Here is a 25,207-nt window from a genome sequence, read left to right on the forward strand (position 1 = left end):
GCTTGATACGCACGCGAAAATCCGCTCCCGATAGCACAGCCTAAGCTAAATCAACGCACTTGTTGCAAGTGTCCGTACAGTTTGGCGTACAGCCCGCCATCGGCAATCAACTGCTGATGGTCGCCGTCCTCGGCGATGTGCCCGCCATCGAACACCAGCACTCGGTCAGCCTGCTTCACCGCAGACAGCCGGTGGGCGATGATCAGTGTAGTACGCCCGCTGAGAAACCGCGCCAGTGCCTGGTGCAGGTTGTACTCGGTCGCCGCGTCCAATGCGGAGGTGGCCTCGTCCAGAATCACCACTTTAGGCTCGGCGAGCACCATGCGGGCAATGGCCAGGCGTTGCCGCTGGCCACCGGAAAAGCGCACGCCCGAACGCCCGACCACGCTGTCCAGGCCCAAGGGCAATGCCTTGACAGTAGCATCCAGTTGGGCGATTTCCAGCGCCTGCCAGCAGGCTTGATCGGTGCGGGTGCGGCCCATGGTCAGGTTGGCGCGCACGGTATCGTTGAACAGCGCAGGATGTTGCAGCACCACCGCGACGTTTTCGCGGATGGTCTCCAGGCCGATCTCCTGCTGGGTGGCAGTGCCAAAACGAATGCTGCCGGCCTGCGGCGTGTAGAGCCCCAGCAACAGTTGCACCAGGGTGCTTTTACCGCCGCCGCTGGCGCCGACAATTGCCACCTTTTCACCCGGTGCGATGGCCAGGTTCAACTGGTTGAGTACCAGCTCTTCGCCGTAGCCGAAGTCGAGGCCACGCACTTCGATGCCGACCGTCTCGCGCCCGCTGAACGGGTCTGCGCCGCCTGGGTATTGCGGCTCATCGGCACGCGCCAGCAGCTCGTTGATGCGCGACAGCGCGCCGCCTGCCGCGTAATAGGCGTATTGCAGGTTCAGCAATTGTTCCACCGGGCCAATCATGAACCACAGGTAACTGAACACCGCGAGCATCTGGCCGATGGACAGGTCGGAAAACAGCACGGTGAGCATGGCCGCGGCGCGGAAGATGTCGATACCGAACTGGAACAGCAAGCCACTGGCGCGGCTCGACGCGTCGGTTTTCCATTGGGAATGAATGGCGTAGTCACGCACTTCCTGGGCACGCTGGCCCAGCCGCCCGAGGAAAAAGCCCTGGCGGTTGCCAGCACGTACTTCCTGTATGGCATCGAGGGTTTCGGTCAGCGCCTGGGTAAAGCGTGAAGTACTGTCGTTTTCCAGCTTCTTGAGGTGCTTGACGCGCTTGCCCAACTGCACCGTGGCGTAGATCACCAATGGGTTGAACAACAGGATCAACAACGCCAGTTGCCAATGCATCCACACCAGGATCGCCGAGGTGCCGACCAGGGTCAGCATCGCCACCAGGAAGCGGCTGAGGGTTTCGCCGACGAATTTGTCCAGGGTGTCCAGGTCGGTCACCAAGTGGGTGGTGACCGTACCGCTGCCCAGGCTTTCGTACTCACCCAGGGAGATGCGCTTGAGACGCTCGATCAGGCGCACGCGGATGCGGTACACGATGTCCTTGGCCAAGCGCGCAAACAGCCGCGCCTGCACCACGTTGAACACCAACGCGCCGCAACGCAGGGCCAGAGTGACCAAGAGCATCAGGCCGATATAGCCAGCCGCTTTTTGCCAGCCCAGGGGCAACGCGTGGTTCATCACCTTGAGGGCGGCATCGCCATGGCCCAGTAGCACTTCGTCGACCAGCAACGGCAACAACAGCGGGATAGGCACGCTGCACAGGGTGGCGAGCACGGCGACACCGTTGGCGACCCACAGGGATTTTTTGTGACGCAGGGCCAGGCGGCGAATTTCCGCCCAGGTCAGGCGGTCGGTGCGTGGAGGCTGTTCATACACAGGCAGCTCGCTCCAACCATCGAGCGAGTAACGGCGACAGCTCGGACAGCGGCTGGTAACCATTGGTCAGCAAAGCCAACTGGCCGTTGCGCTCGGCCAGCAGGGTCGGAAACCCGGCAATGCCCAGGTCCTGCACCCAGGTGAAATCGGCCGCCGTGGCCGCGTGCTGATCGGCACGGTCGAACTCGCCGGCAAACTCGATACGTGGAATACCGGCCTGTTCGGCCAGCTCCACCAGCACAGGGGCGAGCGTCACGTCCCGGCCTTCGACATAGAACGCACGCTGGATCAGCCCCAGCAGCGTCCAGGCGCAATCCGGCGCCAGGCTGCGTGCGGTGACGATAGCGCGGCACGCAGGCTCGGTGTCGTAGACAAACCCGTCGGGCAATGCGCCTTCTCGCTTGAACGGCTGGCCGGTGGCGTCGGTGACGGCCTGCCAGTGTTCAAGGATGTAGCGCCGGGTCGTCGGCTCCAGCGCCGCGCCGCTGCCGGTGCGCAAGCCGCCCACCACCAGGTGCACGTCCACGCCGACCGCCTGGGCCTGCTCCACCAGCGCTTGTGCCACCGGGGCAAAGCCCCAGCACCAGGAACACATCGGGTCCATTACATAGAGCAGGCGCGCAGACATGGCTCAGGCCTCGGAAGGGGTTTGCTTGTAGTTGTAACCAATCGGGTGCGGCATGTTGCGGGCCTTGGCCAGTTCGATCTGCTTCTGGCGGTCGATCGCACTGCGACGGGTCTTCTCCGGCAGCTTATCCCAGCAATGGGGGCAACTGATGCCAGCCACATAATGCTCGGAGGCACGGTCTTCTACGCTCACCGGTGTGCGGCAGGCATGACATTGATCGTAGTCGCCTTCGCTCAAGTCGTGGCGCACGGTCACGCGATTGTCGAACACAAAGCAGTCGCCCTGCCATTTGGTTTCTTCCTGGGGCACCTCTTCGAGGTACTTCAGGATACCGCCCTTGAGGTGGTAGACCTCATCGAAGCCTTCGCTGAGCATGTAGCTCGACGCCTTCTCACAGCGAATGCCGCCAGTGCAGAACATGGCGACCTTCTTGTGCTTGGCCGGGTCGAAGTGGGCTTTGATGTAGTCGGGAAATTCGCGAAAACTGGTGGTTTTCGGGTCGATTGCGCCTTCAAAGGTGCCGATGGACACTTCGTAGTCGTTACGGGTGTCGATCAACAATACTTCCGGGTCGCTGATCAGCGCGTTCCAATCCTGCGGGTCGACGTAGGTACCCACCTTTTTGTTCGGGTCCACGCCTTCGACACCCAGGGTCACGATCTCTTTCTTGAGTTTGACCTTGGTGCGGTAGAACGGCTGGTCGTCGCAGTAAGACTCTTTGTGGTCGATGTCGACCATGCGTGGGTCTTTCTTGAGCCAGGCCATCAGGCCGTCAATGCCTTCGCGGCTGCCGGAAACGGTGCCGTTGATGCCTTCTTCGGCGATCAGCAAGGTGCCTTTGATGCCGTTATCGACCATCGCCTGCAACAGGGGCTCGCGCAGGGCGACGTAATCTTCGAGGGTGACGAACTTGTACAGTGCCGCCACGACAATCGGTTGAGTCATGGGTGTTCTCTCCAGGTGGCTACCCTCGTAAGGGGTGAACCGGATGATCGAGTAGGAGGCGGATTCACATCCGCCGTCCTCTCACACCACCGTACGTACGGTTCCGTATACGGCGGTTCAGGTTATACGGTTAAGTCGGTTTATCGTATCCAGTATCGAGACCAGCCCGAGGCGGTCCCACAGCTTCTTCGGCAACGCCTGATTCATATGGGGCGCTCCCGAGTTCCACCATGGGCCTCGGCCATTGACTGCCGATTTCCACGCCCGCGCCGCATTAAGTCCCAAGCGTATCAAGTTGCGCGCCCTCGTAGAGGGCCGCTTCCATTGACGCCAGACGATACAGCGAAGCTTGTGACGCACCCAGCCGTCCAATTCCTCAAGTGGCCGTCTGCTCTGGCTCAGCTTGAAGTAGCCCGCCCATCCGCGCAGCACGGGGTTTATCCGCTCGATGACAGTCGCCACCTTGTGGCCCCGCGCTTTACGTAGCAGCTCTCTGAGCCGGTCGCGCAAGCGACCCAGGCTCATCGTCGCCACTCTCAGTCTCGGTTGCTGATGCCAGCTCATCCCGTAACCCAAGTAATCACACATCCAAGACCCGGCTACTCGGCTCTTATCCCGATTCAGCGTTAGTTTCAGGCGCTGATTCAGGAAGCGCTCAACACTGGCCATCACTCGTTCGCCAGCACGAGGGCTGCGCACATAGATGTTCGCATCGTCGGCATAACGCACGAAGCGATGACCCCGCCGTTCCAGCTCGCGGTCGAGTTCGTTGAGCAGGATGTTCGACAGCAACGGCGAGAGCGGGCCGCCTTGCGGCGTCCCTTCCTGCCGTCGGCTGGCGATCCCACCCGACATCTCACCGGCTTGGAGGTACCGCCGGATCAGTCTGAGCACGCGTTTATCTACGATTTGGCGCGCCACGTACGCCATCAGGAGATCGTGGTTGACCCGGTCAAAGAATTTCTCAAGATCGAGTTCCACGCACCAGCGATGCCCTGCCGCCACATGGGCGCGGGCTGTCTCGATGGCTTGGTGGGCGCTTCTGCCCGGACGGAAGCCGTAGCTGTAATCCGAAAACAGCGGGTCGAAGATCGGCGTGAGCTGTTGCAGCAGTGCCTGTTGGATCAGGCGATCCACGACGCAGGGAATGCCCAGTTGTCGGGTGCCGCCTTTGGGTTTGGGGATGTCGACGGCGCGTACACCTTGCGGGTGGTATTCGCCGGCCAGCAACCTCCTCTGGAGGATCGGCCAATACTGATTCACGTAGTCCGCCAAGTCGTCGACCGTCATGCCATCGGCACCCGGCGCGCCCTTGTTGCTGACCACGCGCTGATACGCACGTCTGAGGTTGGCCGGTGCAAGCACCCGCGCCATCAGCGTGTCCGGCTCCGCGTTCGTCCACGTCACAGATGCCGTCGATACCTTTGCGCTGTCAGCCGTCATCCTCGGATTCTGTCCGGGACTCGGAGTCACAGTCTTCTCTTGGAGAAATTTCTGCATTTCGGTATTCAACGAGACTCTGACGCCTACTGGCGGCATAACCTGTTCGGCCCTTGGTGGCGCGGTTATTCGCCACTTACTACGGCTTCGGCTGACTTCTGCACGCTCATCCCATCGCCTCTCGACGCTCGGTAGCACACTGGCAAACGTGCAGATCTCCCAGGGTAATTCGCGCGACCTTCCTGCTTATGCCTGTCGGATCTACGTCACAGCGTTCCGTGCAAGTATTGGGCTTTGAAGATTTTGGCCTTCTTACCCCGCTGCGCCGCCTCTATCCGCTTCCTGTTCGTCAGGCCAGCATTTTGCCTCGGGCTTCCTTCAGATTCGCAGTCACCCGCGACACCCTTGCCTCTGGCTAACACTTCCCCTTGCCGGGTGTGTAGAGGACTTTCACCTCCCAGTCACCAGCGTGGCCACCACAGCCAAGCTGGTTGCGCTTGCGCGCAACGCGCCATGCCTGGCGCACCAAAAAAAACGCGCCGGCTAAGCGGCGCGTTGCGGATTCTATCAGGGTTACCCCATCAATGTCCGCCGGCGCAGGTCGGCGAGGCCGGGGCTGCGCCGATTGTCGCCCATTCTTCGGGCGTATAGGTATGCAGCGCCAGCGCATGAAATTCGCTCATCAGGCTACCCAGGGTGGCGTAGACCTTCTGGTGGCGCTTGACGCGGTTAAGCCCCTCGAACTGCTGGCTGACCAGCACGGCCTTGAAGTGGGTCTGCAACCCACGACTGTGCATGTGGCTTTCATCCAGCACGCTCAAATGCTCCGGGGCCAGGGCGGCAAGGGCCGTTTCGATACGCTGTTGCATGGTCATTCCTGCTTACTTCTTCTTGGCCGGTGCGGCGGCTTTTGGCGCCAGCTCGTTGGTCATGTCTTCCAACAGCTTGTTCACCACCGGTACGGCGCTTTCCAGCTTGGCCTGGGTCATCTGGGCCGATTGCTGGGTCAGCTGGGGCATTTTTTCCAGGACTTTCTTGCCAAGTGGCGACTGGTAGAACGCTACCAGGTCCTTGAGCTCGGATTCGCTGAAGTTGGTGGTGTAGAGCTTGACCATGTCGGGCTTGAGCTTCGGCCAGCCGATGGCCTGGTCCAGAGCGGCGTTGGCCTTGGCCTGGTAGCTGTCCAGTACGGACTGCTTGGCGGCAGGCGCCTTGGTCTGTTCGAAACGCTGGGCGAACATTTGCTGCACTTGCATGTACACCGGGGTCCCCAGCTTGTCAGCATGGGCCAGGGTAAGGAAGGCTTCGGCACTGGCGTTGTGGCTGGCGGTATCGGCAAGAACCTGGCCGCTGGCGCAAACCAGAGCAACCGCGGTACAGATGGCACGAAGACGAGTCATCGAGTTTCCTTTTCTAGCAGGCGAGGTAAGACCCCAAGGGCGACCATTCTGCGCCTAAAAAACCTCGCGGCTCAACCCCACCCCTCGGCAAGCCCTGGTTTCACGGGGCACGAGGGCACAAATGCGCTTTTAGGGAACCCACGCTGGCCGCCAGGGCCTAAACTGACCAATCACGACTGGATAAGGAGGGTGACCGATGAGCCGTATCGAAACCGACAGCCTGGGGGAAGTACAGGTCCCTGATGACGCCTATTGGGGTGCGCAAACCCAACGTTCGCTGGTCAATTTCGCGATTGGCGAGCAGCGCATGCCGCTGGCCGTATTGCATGCCTTGGCCTTGATCAAGAAGGCTGCGGCACGGGTCAACGACCGTAACGGCGACCTGCCCGCCGATATTGCCCGCCTGATCGAGCAAGCTGCCGACGAGGTTCTGGACGGCCAGCACGACGACCAGTTCCCGCTGGTGGTCTGGCAGACCGGCAGTGGCACCCAGAGCAACATGAACGCCAACGAAGTGATCGCTGGCCGCGCCAACGAACTGGCCGGCAACAACCGCGGCGGCAAGAGCCCGGTGCACCCCAACGATCACGTCAACCGCTCCCAGAGTTCCAACGACTGTTTCCCTACTGCCATGAGCATTGCTGCGGTGCAAGCGGTGAACAAGCAACTGCTGCCGGCGATCGCCACCTTGTCCGGTGGCCTGGCGGAATTGGCCGCGCGGCATATGAAACTGGTCAAGACCGGCCGTACCCACATGATGGATGCCACGCCGATCACCTTCGGCCAGGAGCTTTCGGCGTTTATCGCCCAGCTCGATTACGCCGAGCGTGCGATCCGCAGCGCCCTGCCCGCGGTGTGCGAGCTGGCCCAGGGCGGCACTGCCGTCGGCACCGGCCTCAATGCCCCTCATGGCTTTGGCGAGGCGATTGCTTCCGAACTGGCCGCGTTGTCGGGTTTACCCTTTGTGACCGCGCCGAACAAATTCGCCGCCCTCTCCGGCCATGAGCCGCTGGTGACCCTGCACGGCGCGCTGAAAACTCTGGCCGTGGCGCTGATGAAAATCGCCAACGACCTGCGCCTGCTGGGTTCGGGCCCTCGCGCCGGGCTGGCCGAAGTCAAGTTGCCGGCCAACGAACCGGGCAGTTCGATCATGCCCGGCAAGGTCAATCCGACCCAGTGCGAAGCGCTGTCGATGCTGGCCTGCCAGGTACTGGGCAACGACGTGACCATCGGCATGGCCGCCAGCCAAGGGCACTTGCAGTTGAACGTGTACAAGCCGGTGATCATCCACAACCTGCTGGAGTCGATCCGCCTGCTGGCCGATGGCTGCAACAATTTCCAGGAGCATTGCATTGCCGGCCTCGAACCCGACGCCGAGCAAATGGCCCAGCACCTGGAACGCGGGCTGATGCTGGTCACCGCCCTCAACCCGCATATCGGCTACGACAAGTCAGCCGAAATCGCCAAGAAGGCTTACGCCGAAGGGCTGACACTGCGTGAGGCTGCACTGGAGCTGGGCTACCTCACCGATGCCGAGTTTGACCAATGGGTGCGCCCGGAAAACATGCTCGGCGCTTAAACCGACATCCGCAGCCGCCGGGCCCTGAGCCCGGCGAGCAGCGAAGGCGCCAGCGCCACCATCGCCGAGCCCGTCACCACCACTAGCGCCCCCACATACCCCAAGGCATTGATCTCTTCGGCTTGCACATAGTCCGGCCATAGCCACGCCGCTACCGCCACGGCTACGAAGGTCACCAGGGGCGTCAACGCCAGGGTTGCACTGACCCGCGAAGCTTCCCAATGCGCCAGGGCTTCGGCAAATGCGCCGTAGGCCACCAGCGTATTCATGCAGCACGCCAGCAGCAGCCAGCCTTGCAGCGGGCTCAACTGCAACGCCTCCAGCGGATGTGCCCAAGGGGTGAGCAACAGCGCGCACGACAGATAGATCACCATCATCACCTGCAGCGAATTCCACACCGTCAGCAACTGCTTCTGACCCAGTGCATAGAACACCCAGATGGTGGTGGCGAGCAGGATCGTCAGCACACCGGCGGTGTAGGTGCCCATGGACGTCAGCAATTCCACCAGACGTTGGTTGAAGAACAAACCAAAGCCTGCGATCAGCACCAACAACCCCACTCCCTGCCCCAGGCTGAAGCGCTCCTTGAACACAAACACACTGGCTACCATCAGAAAGATCGGCCCCATCTGCACCACCAACTGCGCCGTGCCCGGGCTGAGCATTTTCAGGCCCACCAGGTACAACACGTAGTTGCCCACCAGGCCACACACCGCCATGCCCACCAGCCACCCACCCTTGGGGCCAAGCACTTTGCGGCTGGGCAGGCGTTTGGTGGCGGCCAGGTAAACGAACAGGCACGTGCCCGCTACCATGAGGCGAAACCAAGTCACAGTGATCGGGTCCATCACCTGCAACACTTGCTTGAGCTTGATCGGGAGAATGCCCCACAGAAACGCGGTCAGCAGGGTCAGGAAGAAACCGTAGACCCAGCGGCCGGAAGAGATGTGCATGAGTGCCCCAGATGCCAGAGGAAGTGGAGCAGGCATTCTAGGGGCAAGTCACTGAGTTCGGATACGTCACAGTCTTGAATGGGGGAGCTGGCTTGCAAGCGATGGCCATAGGCATCTATATAAATTTCATAGGTTGTTGCAGCCAACGGTAACCACGATGCGAAGCGAGCCGCTCTTGATCTGGCTCTTGATCTGCTTTTGATTTTGATCTTAAGCGCCCCGTTAAACCACGCTGGCCGAACGCAGGTTTGAATTCGTGGGTAACCCGGCAGGACGCCGGGTTAGCCGCCCCGCGCCATGGATGGCGCGTGGCGGCGGCCCACGGATTCAAGCCTGCGTTCGGGCACACCGAGCCTAGGCGAGGTGCCGAGTGGTGGGGCAAGAGCCCTTTGGTTACTTTGGGGCTTTTCCAAAGTGACCCGCCGTCAGGCGGAACCCTAGGTGGCCGTTACCGCAGAAACGGATATGTACTCGCTATTACAGTGTCGCCTGCCAGGCCGCCTTCGCGAGCAGGCCCGCTCCCACAGTTGGGTTGTGGGGTGTCAGGGAGAGAAATATCGGCTAGTAGGCCGTCATCGCAGGCAAGCCAGCTCCCACATTAGCCCTCCCACACTGGCGCTGTTCCAACCGCAATCAGCGTACGGCTTCGAAGAGTCCGGTGGCGCCCATCCCGCCCCCCACGCACATGGTGACAATCCCGTAACGCAGGTTGCGCCGTTGCAGCTCGCGCACCAGGTGCCCCACCTGCCGCGAGCCGGTCATGCCGAACGGGTGCCCGATGGAAATCGAGCCGCCGTTGACATTGTATTTGGCATTATCGATCTCCAGGCGATTGCGTGCGTAAAGGCACTGGGAAGCAAAGGCCTCATTGAGTTCCCACACGTCGATGTCCGCCACCTGCAAGCCCTTGGCCTTGAGCAACTTGGGCACCGAGAACACCGGGCCAATGCCCATTTCATCCGGTTCGCAACCGGCCACGGTAAAGCCCCGGAAGAACGCCTTGGGCTTGAGCCCCAGTGCCAAGGCTTTTTCCAGGCTCATCACCAAGGTCATCGACGCACCGTCGGAAAGCTGCGAGGAGTTACCTGCCGTCACCGAGCCATCCTCGGCAAATACCGGCTTCAGGCCGCTGAGGCTGGCCAGGGTGGTGTCCGGGCGGTTGCAGTCGTCACGGTCGACCACGCCATCCAGGATCTGCACCGTGCCAGTGTTCTTGTCCTCGACCTTGTACTTGACCGCCATCGGCACGATTTCATCGTTGAACAAGCCATCAGCCTGGGCCTGGGCGGTGCGCTGCTGGCTTTGCAGCGCGTAAAGATCCTGGTCTTCGCGGCTGACGTGATAGCGGCGCGCAACGATTTCGGCGGTCTGGCCCATGGGGAAGTAAATGCCCGGCACCTGTTCCTTAAGCAGCGGGTTGATCAGGTTATCGGTGTTGACGCTCTTCATGGTCAGGCTGATGGACTCCACGCCACCGGCAACAATGATGTCGCTGCAGCCCGAAGCGATCTGGTTGGCGGCAATGGCAATCGCCTGCAAGCCCGACGAACAGAAGCGGTTGAGGGTCATGCCCGCCGTACCGGTGCCCAGTTGCGAGAGCACCGCCACGTTACGCCCGATGTTATAGCCCTGGGCGCCTTCGTTGGAGCCGGCACCGACGATGCAGTCTTCTACCGTCGCAGGGTCGATACCGTTGCGGGCCAGCAGCGCATTGACACAATGGGCCGCCATGTCATCGGGGCGGGTCTGGTTGAACTTGCCGCGAAAGGATTTGGCCAGGCCGGTTCGCACGCTGTCGACGATCACTACTTCACGCATGGGCTACCTCGATCTTGTGGTTGTTGATCGAGGATAGAGCCGGGCCAGGCCGACCGCGATGATCATTCACTGCGTGGATGCAAAAGCATGGGCTATTTCTTTTTCTTTTTGTCGTGCTTGTCGCTTTTATCAAACGCCTCTTCCAGCGCACGGTTGATGGTGCGCAGCACCTTGACCCGCGCCCAGCGTTTGTCGTTGGCTTCTACCAGGGTCCAAGGCGCCACCTCGGTGCTGGTGCGGTCAACCATGTCGCCCACCGCCGCGCGGTAGTCGTCCCACTTGTCGCGATTGCGCCAGTCGTCTTCAGTAATCTTGAAGCGCTTGAAGGGGATTTCTTCACGGGCCTGGAAGCGTTCCAGCTGCGTCTCCTTGTCGATGGCCAGCCAGAACTTGACCACGATCACGCCCGCATCGCGCAGTTGCTCTTCGAAGTCATTGATCTCGCCATAGGCGCGCATCCAGTCCGCTGGGGTACAGAAGCCTTCGATGCGCTCCACCAGCACGCGACCGTACCAGGAGCGGTCAAACACGGTGAACATGCCGCGCGCCGGGATCTTCTGCCAGAACCGCCACAGATAAGGCTGGGCCCGTTCGTCTTCGCTGGGCGCGGCAATCGGCACGATGTGGTACTGGCGTGGGTCCAGTGCTGCCGCCACACGGCGGATCGCCCCGCCCTTGCCTGCCGCGTCGTTGCCCTCGAATACACTCACCAACGCGTGCTTGCGCATGCGTTTGTCGCGCATCAGCCCAGAGAAGCGCGCCTGCTCGGTAATCAGTTGTTCTTCGTAATCATCCTTGTCCAGGCGCAGGGTCATGTCGAGGCTGTCGAGCAGGCTCTTTTGGTCCACCGAGGCAAGCAACGGCGCCGGGTTCATACCGCTGGCCTTGACCTTGGCCTGCTTCAGGGCACTTTGCAGCCCATCGAGCAGGATCTTGCCCACGGTCAGCCCCCGGTAATGGGGGTCGACGCCTTCGATCACATGCCACGGCGCGTAATCGCGGCTGGTGCGGCGCAGCACCCGCTCACCGAAATGTACGAACTTGTCGTAGGTCCTGGACTGCTGCCAGTCCAATGGGCTGATGCGCCAGCTGTGCAGCGGGTCGTCGGCCAGAGCCTTGAGGCGCGCCTTCATCTGTTTTTTTGACAGGTGGAACCAGAACTTGAAGATCAGCGCACCTTCATCGCAGAGCATCTTTTCCAGGCGTTCGGCGCCGGCAATGGCCTGGTCCAGCCGCGCATCCTTGATCTGCCCATGCACGCGGCCTTGGAGCATCTGGCTGTACCAGTTGCCGAAGAAAATGCCCATGCGGCCCTTGGCCGGCAGTTGCCGCCAGTAGCGCCAGGCCGGTGGGCGCGCCAGTTCTTCGTCGGTTTGCTGGTCGAAGGTGCGCACTTCGATCAGGCGCGGGTCCATCCATTCATTGAGCAGCTTGACGGTTTCACCCTTGCCCGCGCCCTCGATGCCGTTGATGAGGATGATCACCGGGAAGCGCTTCTGCTGTTGCAGCTCGTACTGAACTTCCAGCAAGGCTTCACGCAGGGCTGGCACCTCGGCGTCGTAGGTGTCTTTGTCGATGGCGTGACCGATTTCGGCGGATTCGAACATGGGCAGCTCCGTTTCAAGATGGCTCAAGACTAGCGGATTGGGCCAAGACACGCGCAAGGAAATACAACCCAGCCTTGCCATGGATCAATTCAACGCCTGTTGATCGGCTAGAATGGCCGCCTTGCCTTTGCCCGCTTTCATTTTATGAGCCGCCATGAACCCCATCACCCACGCCCAGCTCGACTGGGATGACCAAGGCCGCCCGCATTCGCGGGTATTCGACGACGTGTATTTCTCCGACCAGTCGGGCCTGGAAGAAACCCGCTACGTGTTCCTGGAGCAGAACCGCTTGCAGGAACGCTTCGCCGCCTTGCCCACAGGTGGGCGCCTAGTGATTGGTGAAACTGGCTTCGGCACCGGTTTGAACTTCCTCTGCGCCTGGCAGTTGTTCGAACAGCACGCAGTCGCCGGTGCGCGGCTGCACTTTGTCAGCGTGGAAAAGTACCCCCTCAGCCATGCCGACCTGCAACGCGCCCTCGCCCTCTGGCCCGAACTGCAACCCTTGGCCGAGCAACTGCTGGCGCAATACATTGCCATCCACCAGGGTTTCCAGCGCCTGGTACTGGACAATGGCCGCGTGACCCTGACCCTGTTGATCGGTGATGCGCTGGAACAATTGCCGCAACTGGACGCCCAGGTCGATGCGTGGTTTCTCGACGGGTTCGCCCCGGCGAAAAACCCCGACATGTGGACCGCTGAGCTGTTCGCCCAACTGGCGCGCCTGGCGGCACCGGGCTCGACCATCAGCACCTTCACCAGCACCGGCTGGGTAAGGCGGTTGATCAATGCCGCCGGGTTCAAGATGAAACGCACGCCAGGCATCGGCCATAAGTGGGAGATCCTGCGTGGGGAGTTTGTCGGTTGGCCCGCCGACTTACCCGCGCCGGCCCCACGTAAACCCTGGTTCGCCCGGCCACCCGCCATCGAGGGAGAACGTCATGCCCTGGTCATCGGCGGTGGCCTGGCCGGTTGCGCGACTGCCGCCAGCCTGGCCGCCCGGGGTTGGCGTGTCAGTCTTCTGGAGCGCCACGCCGGCCTGGCACAGGAAGCTTCGGGCAACCCACAGGGTGTGTTGTACCTCAAGCTTTCGGCCCATGGCACGGCTTTGTCCCAGTTGATCCTCAGCGGTTTTGGCCACACCCGACGCCTGCTGGAACACTTGCACCGAGGTGTCGATTGGGACGGCTGTGGCGTGTTGCAACTGGCGTTTGACGCTAAAGAAACCCAGCGTCAGGCTCAATTGGCCAACGCCTTTGCTCCGGACCTGCTGCAGCTGCTGGACCGCGAGCAGGCGCAGCAAAAGGCGGGAATCGAACTGGCCCACGGCGGGTTGTTTTTTCCACAGGGCGGTTGGGTGCATCCACCCGCGCTGTGTCAGTGGCAGGCGAAACATCCACTGATTGAAGTGCTCACCCACCACGAGGCCCTGGAACTGCGCCGGCTCGACGACCAATGGCAAGCCCGCGCCGGTGACCGCGTATTGGCCAGCGCCAGTGTCGTGGTGCTCGCCGGGGCTGCGGAGATCAAGCGTTTCCCCTTCAGTGCAGACATACCGCTCAAGCGCATCCGTGGGCAGATCACTCGGCTGGCGCAAACCTGCGCGAGTAAAGCGCTGGCCACGGTGGTCTGTGCCGAAGGCTACGTCGCGCCGGCTCGGCTTGGCGAACACACCCTGGGCGCGAGTTTCGACTTCAACAATCAAGACCTCACGCCCACGCCCGCCGAACACCATGGCAACCTGCAGATGCTGGGTGAGATTTCTACCGACCTGCTGCAACGCCTGGGTGCTGATCGCTTGACACCTGAACAGCTGGAGGGCCGTGCCGCGTTTCGTTGTACTAGCCCTGACTACCTGCCCATCGTTGGGCCACTGGCTGACCATGCGGCGTTTGAGCAGGCTTATGCGGTACTGGGCAAAGATGCCCGGCAAGTACCGCAAACGCCCTGCCCGTGGCTGCCAGGTCTGTTTCTCAATAGCGGCCATGGCTCGCGTGGATTGATCACTGCGCCGTTGTGCGGCGAACTATTGGCTGCGTGGCTGAGTGATGAGCCCCTGCCCGTGCCCACCAGCGTGGCCGAGGCTTGCCACCCCAATCGATTTGCCCTGCGCGCGTTGGTGCGAGGCCAGGGCGCTGCACAAAAAAAGCCGGATTAAAGGCAAGGCGGCGATCTGGCTTATAACTTATCGGTCTAAAACTCCACGCATAGCACTGGGTCAGTTTCTGGGTACGCGCCCTTTTGGGCGTATTGAGTGTTGACCCCTCCCCAACGGAAAAACCGGTAAGGAACTTATGTGTGGATTAGCTGGCGAGTTACGCTTTGATCATCAACCTGCCGACCTGGCAGCCGTAGAACGCATCACCCATCACCTCGCCCCCCGAGGCCCCGACGCCTGGGGTTTTCATGCCCAAGGGCCGATTGCCCTGGGCCACCGCCGCCTGAAAATCATGGACCTGTCGGACGGCTCTGCCCAACCGATGGTCGACGCCCATCTGGGGCTGTCCCTGGCGTTCAATGGCGCTATCTATAATTTCCCGGAGCTGCGCCAAGAGCTGGAAGCCCTGGGTTACGCCTTCTATTCCGGCGGCGACACCGAAGTGTTGCTCAAGGGCTACCACGCCTGGGGCGAAGCGCTGCTGCCCAAGCTCAACGGCATGTTCGCCTTTGCCATTTGGGAGCGTGATGCGCAGCGCCTGTTCATCGCCCGCGACCGTCTGGGGGTCAAACCTCTGTACCTGTCGCGCACCGGCCAACGCCTGCGCTTTGCCTCGGCGCTACCCGCGTTGCTCAAGGGCGGCGACATCAACCCGATCCTCGATCCGGTGGCGCTCAACCATTACCTGAATTTCCACGCCGTGGTCCCCGCGCCGCGCACGCTGTTGGCCGGCATCGAAAAGCTGCCGCCCGCCAGCTGGATGCGCATCGACGCCAGCGGCAAGACTGAACAGAAAACCTGGTGGACCCTGCCCTACGGCCCCCATGAGGACGAAAAACACCTGACCCTGGAAGACTGGACCGACCGCGTGCTCGACAGCACCCGCGAAGCCGTGGCCATCCGCCAACGTGCGGCGGTGGATGTGGGTGTGCTGCTGTCAGGCGGCGTCGATTCGAGCATGCTCGTCGGCCTGCTGCGTGAAGTGGGCGTGGAGGATTTGTCGACCTTCTCCATCGGCTTTGAAGACGCCGGCGGCGAACGTGGCGATGAGTTCCAGTACTCAGACCTGATCGCCAAACACTACGGCACCCATCACCACCAACTGCGCATCGCCGAAAGCGAGATCATCGAGCAACTGCCGGCCGCCTTCCGCGCCATGAGCGAGCCGATGGTCAGCCATGACTGCATCGCCTTCTACCTGCTGTCGCGGGAAGTGGCCAAGCATTGCAAAGTGGTGCAGAGCGGCCAGGGCGCCGATGAACTGTTCGCCGGTTACCACTGGTACCCACAAGTGGACGGTGCCAGCGACCCGTACGCGGCCTACCGCGAGGCGTTTTTCGACCGCAGCTACGACGACTACGCGGCGACCGTCGCGCCCCAATGGCTGACCGCCAACGACGCTGCCGGCGACTTCGTGCGCGAGCATTTCGCGATGCCGGGCGCCGACGCGGCGGTGGACAAGGCCCTGCGTCTGGACAGCACGGTGATGCTGGTGGACGACCCGGTCAAACGCGTCGACAACATGACCATGGCCTGGGGCCTGGAAGCGCGCACACCGTTCCTCGACTACCGCCTGGTAGAACTGTCGGCCCGTGTGCCGGCCCAGTTCAAGCTGCCCGACGGCGGCAAACAGGTGCTCAAGGAAGCGGCGCGTCGGGTGATCCCCAGCGAAGTCATCGACCGCAAGAAAGGCTACTTCCCCGTGCCCGGCCTCAAGCACCTGCAGGGCGATACCTTGAATTGGGTGCGCGAGTTGCTGCTGGACCCGAGCCAGGACCGCGGGCTGTTCAACCCGGCCATGCTCGACCGCTTGCTCACCGACCCGCAAGGCCAATTGACCCCGCTGCGCGGCTCCAAGCTGTGGCAGCTGGCGGCGCTGAACCTGTGGCTGAGCGAACAAGGAATCTGATCCATGAAACCGAATGCCGCGGCTTACAGCCAACGCTTACTCAAGGGCCAGGCGCCGACCTACGAGCGCCTGCAAGCGCGCCTGGCCGAAGATGGCAGCGCACTGGCCGCCGACCCGATTGCCGTGCATTGCGGCTGGGGCCGGTTGTTGATTGGCCACACCTTTCCCGACCCGGCAAGCCTGGCCCAGGAACTGCTCAACGAGCAGCCTGGCGAGCGCGATATCGCCCTGTACGTGGCAGCGCCCCAGCAAATCCTGGGCATTGACCCGCAGCAACTGTTCCTCGACCCGTCCGACACCCTGCGCCTGTGGTTCACCGACTACCGCCCGGCCACCCGGGTGTTTCGCGGCTTTCGTATTCGCCGGGTGCAGAGCGAGGCCGACTGGCAAGCGGTCAACCACCTGTACCAGGGCCGCGGGATGCTGCCTGTCGACCCGGAACGCCTCACCCCACGTCATCAAGGCGGCCCGGTGTACTGGCTGGCCGAAGACGAAGACAGCGGCGCGGTGATTGGCAGCGTGATGGGCCTCAACCATCACAAGGCCTTCCACGACCCGGAGAACGGTTGCAGCCTCTGGTGTTTGGCCGTCGACCCTCAATGCACCCGCCCTGGCGTCGGTGAAGTGTTGGTGCGCCACTTGGTGGAGCACTTCATGAGCCGAGGCTTGAGCTACCTGGACTTGTCGGTGCTGCACGATAACCGCCAGGCCAAGAGCCTTTACGCCAAGCTGGGCTTTCGGGCGTTGACCACCTTTGCAATCAAGCGCAAGAACGGCATCAATCAACCGCTGTTTCTGGGCCCGGGGCCGCAGGCGGAGTTCAACCCTTACGCACGCATCATTGTCGAAGAAGCCCACCGACGCGGTATTGATGTGCACGTTGACGACGCCGATGCGGGCCTGTTCACCCTCAGCCACGGCGGGCGTCGCGTGCGTTGTCGTGAGTCCCTGAGCGACCTGACCAGCGCCATCAGCATGACCCTGTGCCAGGACAAGAGCCTGACCCACAAGGTGCTCAAGGCGGCGGGCCTGCAGGTGCCGGTGCAACAGTTGGCGGGCAGTGCCGACGACAACCTGGAGTTTCTCGACGAACACCAGCGCATCGTGGTCAAGCCGCTGGATGGCGAGCAAGGCCATGGCGTCGCAGTGGATCTGCGCAGCATCGAAGAGGTGCAGCAGGCGATCGAAGCGGCGCGCCAGTTCGACAGCCGCGTGTTGCTGGAAAGCTTCCACGAAGGCCTGGACCTGCGGATTCTGGTGATCGGTTTTGAAGTGGTCGCGGCTGCGATTCGTCGCCCTGCCGAAGTGATCGGCGACGGCCAACATTCAATTCGCGCGTTGATCCAGGCGCAAAGCCGTCGTCGCCAGGCGGCCACCGATGGCGAGAGCAAAATCCCGCTGGATGCAGAAACCGAGCGCACCCTCAAAGCCGCAGGTTACGACTACAACAGCATCCTGCCCCGTGGCGTGCAACTGGCCGTGCGACGCACCGCCAACCTGCACACCGGGGGTTGCCTGGAAGATGTCACGGCGATCCTGCACCCGACACTGGTGGACGCAGCCGTACGTGCGGCCCGTGCCCTGGATATCCCTATGGTCGGCCTGGACCTGATGGTACCTGCGGCCGACCAGCCAGAGTATGTGTTTATCGAAGCCAACGAACGGGCCGGCCTGGCCAACCATGAACCGCAACCCACGGCTGAGAAGTTTGTGGATTTGTTGTTTCCACACAGTCAGCCGGCTACCTGACTACCGATCGTTCCCACGCTCCGCGTGGGAATGCAGCCTGTGACGCTCTGCGTCACCACAGCGGACGCAAAGCGTCCCTGAGGCGTTCCCACGCAGAGCGTGGGAACGATCGCCCTCAACTCATCAGGAGTTTCCATGACCCGAACCATTCCCGAACCCGATCTCGCGTACCTGCAAAAAGTGCTGCTGGAAATGCTCGCCATTCCCAGCCCCACCGGCTTTACCGACACCATCGTGCGCTACGTCGCCGAGCGCCTGGAAGAACTCGGCATCCCGTTTGAAATGACCCGGCGCGGCACCATTCGCGCCACCCTCAAGGGCCAGAAAAACAGCCCTGACCGCGCCGTCTCCGCCCACCTGGACACCATCGGCGCCGCCGTGCGTGCGATCAAGGACAACGGGCGCCTGACCCTGGCGCCGGTGGGCTGCTGGTCGAGCCGCTTTGCCGAAGGTAGCCGGGTCAGCCTGTTCACCGACAACGGCGTGATTCGCGGCAGCGTATTACCGCTGATGGCCTCCGGGCACGCATTCAACACCGCCGTGGATGAAATGCCGGTGAGCTGGGACCATGTCGAGCTGCGCCTGGACGCCTACTGCGCCACGCGTGCCGACTGCGACTCCCTGGGCATCAGTGTGGGTGACTACGTGGCGTTCGACCCACTGCCCGAGTTCACCGAGAGCGGGCATATCAGCGCTCGCCACCTGGACGACAAGGCCGGCGTCGCCGCCCTGCTCGCCGCGCTCAAGGCCATCGTCGACAGTGGCGAACCCTTGCTGATCGACTGCCACCCGCTGTTCACCATTACCGAGGAAACCGGCAGTGGCGCAGCGGCCGCCCTGCCCTGGGATGTGAGTGAGTTTGTCGGCATCGATATCGCCCCGGTCGCCCCCGGCCAGCACTCCAGCGAACATGCGGTGAGCGTGGCCATGCAGGACTCCGGCGGGCCCTATGACTATCACCTGTCCCGCCACTTGCTGCGCCTGGCGTCGGACAACGACCTGCCGGTACGCCGCGATCTGTTCCGCTATTACTTCAGCGATGCGCACTCGGCGGTCACCGCCGGCCATGACATTCGCACTGCATTACTGGCCTTCGGTTGTGACGCCACCCATGGTTACGAGCGTACCCATATCGACAGCCTCGCCGCCCTGAGCCGCTTGTTGGGCGCCTATATCCTCAGCCCGCCGGTGTTTGCCAGCGATGCGCAACCGGCCCAGGGCTCACTGGATCGGTTCAGTCATCAGATCGAGCATGAAACGCAAATGGAGAGCGACACCCGCGTGCCGTCGGTGGACAGCCTGGTCGGCCAGAAGTCCTGACGCGGTGAGTTGATACTGGCAACAAAGGTCCCGGCACAGTAGCATCGCCGGGACCTGACACCTGAGGCTTGTATGCTGATTCCCTACGATGCACTTGAAGTCGACACCCTGACCCGCCTCATCGAAGACTTCGTCACCCGCGACGGCACCGACAATGGCGACGACACGCCCCTGGAAACCCGCGTGCTGCGCGTGCGCCAGGCGCTGACCAAAGGCCAGGCGCTGATCGTCTTCGATCCCGAGAGCGAGCAATGCCAGTTGATGCTCAAGCACGATGTGCCCAAGCACCTGTTCGACTGAAGCCTGCCTAAGGGTTGGGCACCGGCACGGGGTGGGTAGCCTGGCCCTCGCCTTTGAGAATCTTGCGGTACACCTCGGCACGGTACACGTTGACGCCCACCGGCGCCTCGATGCCGAATTTCACGTGAGTACCGTTCACTTCAAGGATATGCACGGTGATGTCATCGCCAATGGCGATGGCTTCGCCTATGGCACGGCTTAAGACCAGCATGGCGGTAGTCCTTTTCCAGTAACAGGACCTCGACCATGCCCCCTTCGCACTGGACCGACAATGGCTTGCGGGCAAATCAGGCATCTCCTACACAGGTAGGTAATTTGCCTGACAGACCCCAGTCAAATCAGGCCTTAACAGCCTGCGCCTTGGCGCGCATCTTGTCGGCCATCAGGGTCATTTCGTCATACAGCAGTTGCGGATTTTTTTGCTTCAACGCCCAAGCCATGCGGCCTTGCTCGTGGGGCAGGATCATGAATTCGCCTTCGGCCACGCGCTGGTAAATGTAGTCGGCAATATCCGCCGCCGAGATGGGCGAACTCTCAAGCAACTTGCCCACTTGAGCCTTCATGGCTGGGGTTGGTCCACGGAACGAGTCGAGCAGGTTGGTCTGGAAAAACGACGGGCACACCACATGCACGCCCACTTCCTGTTGCTTGAGTTCCACCAACAGGCTCTCGGATAACGCCACCACGCCCGCCTTGGCCACGTTGTAGTTGCTCATGGCCGGGCCCTGCATCAGCGCTGCCATTGACGCGATGTTGATGATGCGCCCCTTGCTCTTTTCCAACAGCGGCAGGAACGCCTTGCAGCCTTTGACGACGCCCATCAGGTTGATTGCGATCTGCCAGTCCCAATCCTCCAGGGACAGTTCAGCGAAGAACCCGCCCGAGGCCACGCCGGCGTTGTTGACGATCACATCGATGCCCCCGAGCTTCACCTCACAGGCCTGGGCAAAGGCCGTTAGCTGGCTGTAGTCACGCACGTCGCAGCGCTGGGTAAAGCCATCCCCCCCGGCTTCGCGAACCTGCTTGAGGGTTTCCTGCAAACCGGGCTCGCTGACATCAGACAACGCCAACTGCCAGCCTTCACGGGCCCAGCGCAGAGCGATTTCGCGACCCAGGCCAGACCCGGCGCCAGTGATCATCATGCGGTTTTGCATAGGAAGTAGCCTTGTGGTTCACGAAAGAAGTGACCGGCAGTGTAGCGAAGGTTTTTGCTCTACCCACGCACCATCAGGGTGATGAATGCCCCGGGCAAACCGTGGGCTCGGTCGCAGGCGTGCCTATAGATTAAGTTCAATTTTTTTCAACTGATTAGTTCAAGTTGCGCACGCGTTAAAAGAAATAAGCGACCCATCAAAATGTTTTATAAAAACAATGAATTTTTTACGAAGTGGCAGAGTCGGAATGGGTAAGGCGTCCCACTGTACATGGACGAACCAACGGTTAAACAGCCGGTTTTTGCAAAGAACCTATAAGGAATAAAACCATGAGCCTCATTCTGATTATTATCCTGATCCTGCTGCTGGTCGGTGGTCTGCCGGTGTTCCCGCACTCGCGTAACTGGGGTTATGGACCGTCGGGTATCCTGGGTGTGGTACTGGTTGTTCTGCTGGTGCTGTTGTTGCTCGGCAAGATATAAACACCGCGCTACGGTGTTTGTCGGAGCGAGCAAGCGCTCCTACAATTGAGAAGCAAAAAAAGAGGCCTTCTAGAAGGCCTCTTTTTTATTGTCGGTCAGTTAGTCCGGCTTACCGTCCACGACACCTGCGGTGTTATCCAACAAGCTCTTGGTCGCGGTCTGCAGGAACGACTCGAGTTTCTGCTTGAGTGCAGCTTCGTCCGGCGACTCCGGAATCACCTTGCCAGTCGGCTCGGCGCCCAGTGTGTATTCCCACAACTTGGGTGGCATTTCCTTGGGCAATACCAGTACGCGGTCGCCGGTGAGCAAGGCCACGGTCTGGTCGCTGCCCGATGGCTTGATCACGCCGAAACCCTTGTCACCTTCGGGCAGGTTCAGCAGGTCGCGGCCCCAGCACTGGTGTAAGGTATCGCCGCCCAGGCGGCCCATGATGGTCGGCACGATGTCGATCTGGGTGCCCACAGTGTGGTCACGCTCACCGAACTTCTCGCGCATGCCCGGTGCAATCATCAGCATCGGCACGTTGAAGCGACCCAGGTCCATCTCGGTGATCTGCTGCTCATTGCCAAAGCCGTGGTCACCGACGATCACAAACAGGGTTTCCTTGAAGTACGGCTCTTTGCGGGCCTTTTCAAAGAACTGGCCCAAGGCCCAGTCGGAGTAACGCATGGCCGTCAAATGCTCGTTGAGGCTGCCACGGTCGGTGACCTTCTCAACCGGCAATGGGGTCGGCAATGCGTACGGCGTGTGGTTGGACAGGGTTTGCAGCAGTGCGTAGAACGGCTTGCCGCCTTCGCGCGCCTTCAGTTCTTCCAGGCCACGGTTGAACATGTCCTGGTCGGACACGCCCCATGTAGGGTCGGAGAACACCGGGTCGACGAAGTCATTGCGGCCGATGAAGTTGGTCATGCCCTGGTTGCTGAAGAAGCCCGACTGGTTGTCCCAGGCGAAATCGCCGTTGTAGACATACACATCGTCGAAATCACGCGCACTGAGCAACTGCGGCAGGCCCGACAGCTTGTGGCTGCCTTCCGGGGTCTGCATCAGGTATTCGAAACCCGGCAGGTTCGGGAAGCAGGCCATGGTGGCGAACATACCCTGGTGGGTGTGGGTGCCGTTGGAGAAGAAGCGGTCGAACAGCAAGCCCTCGTGGGTCAACTTGTCGAAGTACGGGGTGATATTGCCCGGACGTCCCAATGCGCCCACCGAATGACCAGCGAAGCTTTCCATCAGGATCACCACGACGTTCTTGATCGGCAGGGTTTTCTCGGCCGGTGGCGTGAAGTCACGGCGCACGGCAGCGGTGTCGGTGTCTACCAGCTTCTCTTGCGGCAGCACCAGCATGTCACGCACGGTCTGGGTGGCCAGCGGTTGTTCCAGGGTCGCCTTCCAGATGTTGGCGCGGTCTTCACCAAAGCGCGCCTTGGCCGCCGCGATCAGCGACAAGGTGCCATTGAGGCCCAACTGGTTGGCGAAGTTCGAATCGGTGGTGTAGACGTCACCCCAACGCAGCGGTGGCCCCTGGCGCAGGGTGCCACGGATGGCGACCACGGCGACCAGCAGGCAAACCATGAACACTGCGATGCGGCTGTACCATGGCGCCACCTGGCGCGTGCTGACAGTGCCGCCGCTGAACGGGCCCCGTGGGCGCGTTGCGCGGTCAGCGCCCTTGAAGGCCATGCTCAGGATCAGCGTGCCCACGGCCCAGGCCAGCAGGTAACGCACCACCGGGAAACCGTACCAGAGCATGCTCATCACGGTTTTCGGGTCTTCCTTCACATACTGGAAGACCAGGCCGTTGAGGCGCTGGTGGAATTCGCGGTAGAAGTCCATCTCCATCAAGCCCAGGAACAAGGCGATGCTGGACGCGACGGTCAGCCACAAACGGAAGAACCCGCGCGCCGCCATGGCCCGCACGCTGAACAGCGCCAACAGCAGCGGAATCAGCAGGTACATCACCAGGCGAATGTCCAGGCGCAGGCCGTTGGCAAACGCTTCAAGGAACGTAGAGGCCGGCGTATCGAGGATCATCTCGCGGTTGTAGACCAGCAACGCCAGGCGCAGCAGGGAAAACATCACCATCATGACCAATGCGCAGAGCAGCGTGTACGCCAGATGGGATTTGACGGTCGGTTGCAGCAGGCGATTTGAAGCTCGCTGCTGATTCAGGGCGTCCGGGTTTGCCATGTCGTTTTAGGACCCATTGGAAGTTTAAGTTGCGAAATAATGCAGTGGCGTCCGTCCCTCGCCCAGGCTGGCTGGGGTAGGCGGTTAACGCGGTGGCACAAATGGTGCCCGATCGAGGCCGGCAAGGCTATTAATTACTGAACGTAAGGCACGGCCCTGCCTTTAAGGGCACTGGAGATAGAGCCCTGGCAGCCGGATAAAGCCGGCGAATTGTCTTGGATGGGATGTGAAAATTTCGTGCGGCGAATACTTTCGACACACAAATTTAATTAACGCCGTAAACCCCACTGTGGGAGCAGGCAAGCCAGCTCCCACATTGACTGTGCCCGCTCCAAATCGAGTGGGTCGTCAGATCCGCACGTTACCACGCGGCCCGGCGATAGCCCAGATGATCAGGCCCAGCACTGGCAACAGCAGGATCAACAGGATCCACAGCACTTTGGCGCCGGTGCTGGCGCCGCTTTTGAACACGTTGATGATTGCCCAGATATCCAGCGCGAGGATGATCAGGCCAATCAGACTATTAAACGTGGAACCCATGGTGTCGCTCCTAAGTGAGGGCATGCACTTGTAGGATAGTCAGCCTTGGCGCGGGTTCCGTTTTATTTCAGACGTGTACGGCAATCTTCAAGGCTTCCAATGATGGTTCGGCCTTGATGCCGACTTCGGCACACAGTTCCAGTACCCGCGCCAGGTCGTTGCCGAACACCAGCACCGCCTGGATCTCGTCGTCCAGCAACTGGCTGAAGTTCATCAGCACATAACCGCCGTCTTCCGGGCTCAGGGCGCTCATCTGGATCTGGATGCGGTTGAGCGCGGTCAGGTCTTCGGTCTTGGCCAATTGCTTGGGCTTGAGGTTGAACGCCACGCCCGGACCGAACGACGCGACGATCTGGGCAAACAGGTCGCCATAGGTATCGGCCTGGAACAACACCGTGTCTGGCAGGCTACCGACCACCACCCACTCTCCCAGCGGAATCGGGAAACTGTCGTCGTAGTTGATATCCGGATTGGCCGCCAGGAACGCCGCCGGGTCCGCGTAGGCCTGGGCCGCTTCGTCGGCAATACGCGCTACTTCATCGTCCCCCATGACGCCGGCGCTGATTTTGCTGATGAGTTCGACGAGGGCGGTTTTCATGGGGCGGTCCTGTAACGGGCAAGTTTTGAAGGGCGCGTAGCCTACACCAGTTTCTGCAACTGCGCCGCCGTATCCACCGCGCCCATGGTCTGCGCCGCGGCCAGTGCCGTCGCGCCTTGTGCATCGGTGGCCTTGGGGTTTGCGCCTTTACCAAGCAGGTAATCAACCATGTCAACGCGGTTGAACATCGCCGCCATCATCAAGGCCGTACGCCCGTCCGAGGAGGCCGCGTCAATCGGCGTGCCGCCCTCGATCAACGCCTGCACCACCGGCAGGTTGCCTTTGAACGCCGCGCCGGCAATCGGCAACTGGTTCTTGTCGTTGGCGATCAGGGGGTCGGCCTTGAACTCCAGCAGCACTTTGACCGCCTCGGCATGGCCGTGGTACGCCGCGAGCATCAACAAGGTGTCGCCATTGTGATTACGAAAGTTGGCCGGCAGGCCTTTCGCCAACAGTGCGGCAAGCATGGCGGCGTCGCCGCGCCGGGCGACGTCGAAGGCTTGCTCGGCAAACTCGGCGGCTTCGTCTTCGGTCATTTGTTTAGGCTGATCTGACATGGGGGCTCCTTGCTGAGGCGACTGACATAACTG

General features: G+C 61.4%; 22 protein-coding genes. 7 read left to right on the top strand and 15 right to left on the bottom strand.

The genetic code is table 11. From position 1 onward, the window contains the following. Window positions 1–50: 50 nt before the first annotated feature. The 6 genes from RHM69_RS11225 to RHM69_RS11250 form a co-directional block, all read right to left on the bottom strand. Window positions 51–1,853, bottom strand: coding sequence for an ABC transporter ATP-binding protein (locus RHM69_RS11225; RefSeq protein ID WP_019817586.1), 1,803 nt, complete (start codon window positions 1,851–1,853; stop codon window positions 51–53). Beyond that, on the bottom strand, window positions 1,846–2,481 hold the full coding sequence (locus tag RHM69_RS11230) for a DsbA family protein (protein WP_200600091.1): 636 nt from the start codon (window positions 2,479–2,481) through the stop codon (window positions 1,846–1,848). The genes RHM69_RS11225 and RHM69_RS11230 overlap by 8 nt, the downstream gene beginning before the upstream one ends. Window positions 2,482–2,484: 3 nt before the next feature. Next, window positions 2,485–3,426, bottom strand: a complete 942-nt coding sequence (locus tag RHM69_RS11235; protein WP_019817587.1) for a rhodanese-related sulfurtransferase — start codon at window positions 3,424–3,426, stop codon at window positions 2,485–2,487. A gap of 117 nt (window positions 3,427–3,543) precedes the next feature. Continuing rightward, the gene (gene ltrA / locus RHM69_RS11240; protein WP_011805433.1) at window positions 3,544–4,965 is read right to left on the bottom strand and encodes a group II intron reverse transcriptase/maturase; all 1,422 of its coding nucleotides are present in this window, start codon (window positions 4,963–4,965) and stop codon (window positions 3,544–3,546) included. Between the two features lie 482 nt (window positions 4,966–5,447). Beyond that, on the bottom strand, window positions 5,448–5,741 hold the full coding sequence (locus RHM69_RS11245; RefSeq protein ID WP_014719257.1) for a BolA family protein: 294 nt from the start codon (window positions 5,739–5,741) through the stop codon (window positions 5,448–5,450). A gap of 6 nt (window positions 5,742–5,747) precedes the next feature. Next, window positions 5,748–6,266, bottom strand: coding sequence for a DUF2059 domain-containing protein (locus RHM69_RS11250; RefSeq protein ID WP_014719258.1), 519 nt, complete (start codon window positions 6,264–6,266; stop codon window positions 5,748–5,750). A gap of 196 nt (window positions 6,267–6,462) precedes the next feature. Between RHM69_RS11250 and RHM69_RS11255 the strand changes: the two genes are divergently transcribed. After that, window positions 6,463–7,845, top strand: a complete 1,383-nt coding sequence (locus tag RHM69_RS11255) for a class II fumarate hydratase (RefSeq protein ID WP_014719259.1) — start codon at window positions 6,463–6,465, stop codon at window positions 7,843–7,845. Here RHM69_RS11255 and RHM69_RS11260 read toward each other — a convergent pair. The 3 genes from RHM69_RS11260 to pap all read right to left on the bottom strand — a co-directional run bounded on the left by RHM69_RS11260 (window position 7,842) and on the right by pap (window position 12,223). Further along, window positions 7,842–8,798 (bottom strand): DMT family transporter, encoded by a 957-nt coding sequence (locus RHM69_RS11260; protein WP_014719260.1) that lies wholly within the window; start codon window positions 8,796–8,798, stop codon window positions 7,842–7,844. The two genes, RHM69_RS11255 and RHM69_RS11260, sit on opposite strands and share 4 nt — an antisense overlap. 633 nt (window positions 8,799–9,431) lie before the next feature. Then, complete coding sequence (locus tag RHM69_RS11265; protein WP_020302250.1) at window positions 9,432–10,616, bottom strand: thiolase family protein; 1,185 nt, start codon at window positions 10,614–10,616, stop codon at window positions 9,432–9,434. A 92-nt stretch (window positions 10,617–10,708) separates the two neighbouring features. Then, entirely contained in the window at window positions 10,709–12,223 is a 1,515-nt protein-coding gene (gene pap, locus RHM69_RS11270; RefSeq protein WP_020302249.1) for a polyphosphate:AMP phosphotransferase, read from the bottom strand. A gap of 154 nt (window positions 12,224–12,377) precedes the next feature. On the opposite strand from pap, the gene mnmC reads away from it, so the two are divergent. The 5 genes from mnmC (at window position 12,378) to RHM69_RS11295 (ending at window position 19,656) form a co-directional block, all read left to right on the top strand. After that, a complete protein-coding gene (gene mnmC, locus RHM69_RS11275; RefSeq protein WP_200600093.1) occupies window positions 12,378–14,378 on the top strand; it encodes a bifunctional tRNA (5-methylaminomethyl-2-thiouridine)(34)-methyltransferase MnmD/FAD-dependent 5-carboxymethylaminomethyl-2-thiouridine(34) oxidoreductase MnmC in 2,001 nt (666 codons plus the stop codon). A gap of 136 nt (window positions 14,379–14,514) precedes the next feature. Beyond that, a complete protein-coding gene (locus RHM69_RS11280) occupies window positions 14,515–16,287 on the top strand; it encodes an N-acetylglutaminylglutamine amidotransferase (RefSeq protein WP_014719264.1) in 1,773 nt (590 codons plus the stop codon). Window positions 16,288–16,290: 3 nt separating this feature from the next. After that, window positions 16,291–18,036, top strand: a complete 1,746-nt coding sequence (gene ngg / locus RHM69_RS11285; protein WP_019818559.1) for an N-acetylglutaminylglutamine synthetase — start codon at window positions 16,291–16,293, stop codon at window positions 18,034–18,036. Between the two features lie 135 nt (window positions 18,037–18,171). Continuing rightward, window positions 18,172–19,356 carry an osmoprotectant NAGGN system M42 family peptidase gene (locus RHM69_RS11290; RefSeq protein WP_014719266.1) on the top strand — a complete coding sequence of 395 codons (1,185 nt, stop codon included), beginning with the start codon at window positions 18,172–18,174 and terminating at the stop codon, window positions 19,354–19,356. Window positions 19,357–19,428: 72 nt separating this feature from the next. Further along, the gene (locus tag RHM69_RS11295; protein WP_003192759.1) at window positions 19,429–19,656 is read left to right on the top strand and encodes a YheU family protein; all 228 of its coding nucleotides are present in this window, start codon (window positions 19,429–19,431) and stop codon (window positions 19,654–19,656) included. 7 nt (window positions 19,657–19,663) lie between these two features. Here RHM69_RS11295 and csrA read toward each other — a convergent pair whose 3' ends face one another. Both csrA and RHM69_RS11305 read right to left on the bottom strand, forming a co-directional pair. Beyond that, window positions 19,664–19,867, bottom strand: coding sequence for a carbon storage regulator CsrA (gene csrA, locus RHM69_RS11300; RefSeq protein ID WP_014719267.1), 204 nt, complete (start codon window positions 19,865–19,867; stop codon window positions 19,664–19,666). Between the two features lie 127 nt (window positions 19,868–19,994). Beyond that, a complete protein-coding gene (locus RHM69_RS11305; RefSeq protein ID WP_014719268.1) occupies window positions 19,995–20,810 on the bottom strand; it encodes an SDR family oxidoreductase in 816 nt (271 codons plus the stop codon). 329 nt (window positions 20,811–21,139) lie between these two features. Here RHM69_RS11305 and RHM69_RS11310 point away from each other — a divergent pair, with 329 nt between their 5' ends. Further along, window positions 21,140–21,292 carry a DUF3309 family protein gene (locus RHM69_RS11310; protein ID WP_003192767.1) on the top strand — a complete coding sequence of 51 codons (153 nt, stop codon included), beginning with the start codon at window positions 21,140–21,142 and terminating at the stop codon, window positions 21,290–21,292. Between the two features lie 99 nt (window positions 21,293–21,391). Here RHM69_RS11310 and RHM69_RS11315 read toward each other — a convergent pair whose 3' ends face one another. The 4 genes from RHM69_RS11315 to RHM69_RS11330 all read right to left on the bottom strand — a co-directional run bounded on the left by RHM69_RS11315 (window position 21,392) and on the right by RHM69_RS11330 (window position 25,174). Further along, entirely contained in the window at window positions 21,392–23,479 is a 2,088-nt protein-coding gene (locus RHM69_RS11315) for an LTA synthase family protein (protein WP_014719269.1), read from the bottom strand. Window positions 23,480–23,827: 348 nt separating this feature from the next. Next, window positions 23,828–24,019 (bottom strand): PLDc N-terminal domain-containing protein, encoded by a 192-nt coding sequence (locus RHM69_RS11320; RefSeq protein WP_003192770.1) that lies wholly within the window; start codon window positions 24,017–24,019, stop codon window positions 23,828–23,830. Between the two features lie 67 nt (window positions 24,020–24,086). Next, on the bottom strand, window positions 24,087–24,617 hold the full coding sequence (locus RHM69_RS11325; protein WP_014719270.1) for a hypothetical protein: 531 nt from the start codon (window positions 24,615–24,617) through the stop codon (window positions 24,087–24,089). A 41-nt stretch (window positions 24,618–24,658) separates the two neighbouring features. Beyond that, window positions 24,659–25,174 (bottom strand): ankyrin repeat domain-containing protein, encoded by a 516-nt coding sequence (locus tag RHM69_RS11330; RefSeq protein WP_322255498.1) that lies wholly within the window; start codon window positions 25,172–25,174, stop codon window positions 24,659–24,661. Window positions 25,175–25,207: the final 33 nt, after the last annotated feature.

Source organism: Pseudomonas sp. CCI1.1 (assembly GCF_034348165.1).
Classification (GTDB): domain Bacteria; phylum Pseudomonadota; class Gammaproteobacteria; order Pseudomonadales; family Pseudomonadaceae; genus Aquipseudomonas; species Aquipseudomonas paracarnis.